Annotated in this window: 1 protein-coding gene; it reads left to right on the forward strand. The window is 53.6% G+C overall.

Going from position 1 to position 1,274, the window contains the following annotated elements; translation table 11 throughout:
• The first annotated feature begins 101 nt into the window (after positions 1–101).
• The gene (locus JYP50_RS21605) at positions 102–1,253 is read left to right on the forward strand and encodes an IS4 family transposase (protein ID WP_206562651.1); all 1,152 of its coding nucleotides are present in this window, start codon (positions 102–104) and stop codon (positions 1,251–1,253) included.
• Positions 1,254–1,274 lie beyond the last annotated feature (21 nt).

The raw sequence follows: 1,274 nt of genomic DNA on the forward strand, positions 1-1,274 counted from the left end.
CCACTGCTGTCCCACAGTTTGAAATAAAAAAGGCTTAAACCCTGGCTGGTTGATACAATGATTGTGCGACCAAACACTATAAAAACCAGAGGATTTAAGCCTTGGCACATACTAACACAGTTCTCGCTCAGCTCCTCCAATTGATCCCCAGACATGAGTTCCAGCCTCTGGCAAAACAGCACCACCAGGGGCAGAAATTGCGCAAGATCAGCCGCTGGGACCAGTTTGTCGCCCTGATGATGGCGCAACTGACCGGCCGACAAAGCTTGCGGGACATCGAGGCCAACATAAACGTCCAGACCGGTTGCCGCTACCATCTGGGCGTGCGCCGGATCGCCAAATCCTCACTGGCACGGGTCAACGAGAAGCAGCCCTATACTCTCTATGAGGCGCTGTTCGGTAAACTGGTGTCCCGCTGCCAGCACCTCTCACCCCAGCACAAGTTTCGGTTCAAGAACCCGTTGTTCTCCCTTGATGCCAGCCTGATAGAACTCTCCCTGGCGATCTTTCCCTGGGCCGATCACAACCGCAGCAAGGCGGCGATGAAACTTCATGTGGGACTGGATCACCGCGGCCATTTTCCGGCCTTTGCGACGGTGACTGATGGCGCCAGGCACGATGTGCCGGTGGGGCGCGAGTTCGACTTTCCCAAAGGCAGCGTGGTGGTGATCGATAAGGGGTACACTGACTATGCTTGGTATAAGCAGTTGACGGAAAAAGGAATTTTCTTTGTCACCCGCCAGCGCACCAATGCCAAATACCGTGTCATAGAGCGCCGGGAAGTGAACCGGGAGCAAGGTATCACCTCAGACCAGGTGATCGAACTCACCGGCGTGCAATTGAAGAACAAGTCGATGCCAAAGCTTCGTCGAATCGGCTATCGAGATGCAGAGACGGGCAAGCATTACGTCTTCCTGACGAATCATTTTGAGCTGTCCGCAACAACTGTGGCTAATGTTTACAAGGACCGGTGGCAGGTCGAGTTGTTCTTCAAAGCGCTCAAACAAAATTTGAAGATACACGCCTTTGTTGGCAATTCGAGGAATGCGGTGCTGACCCAGATCTGGATCGCCCTGTGTACTTACCTACTCTTGAGCTACCTGAAATTCCTATCCAAAACCGGCTGGTCGGAACAGCGAATACTGCGATTGCTACAAGCGAATCTGTTCTCGAAGAAAGACCTGATGACGTTGATCAGGCCTTTTCCACCCGAGCAGCCGGGGAGCCCTCCGCAGCTGGCGCTATGGGCGTGAAAAAATGTGGGACAGCAGTGG

Source organism: Parahaliea mediterranea (genome assembly GCF_017255185.1).
Classification (GTDB): domain Bacteria; phylum Pseudomonadota; class Gammaproteobacteria; order Pseudomonadales; family Halieaceae; genus JAFKCZ01.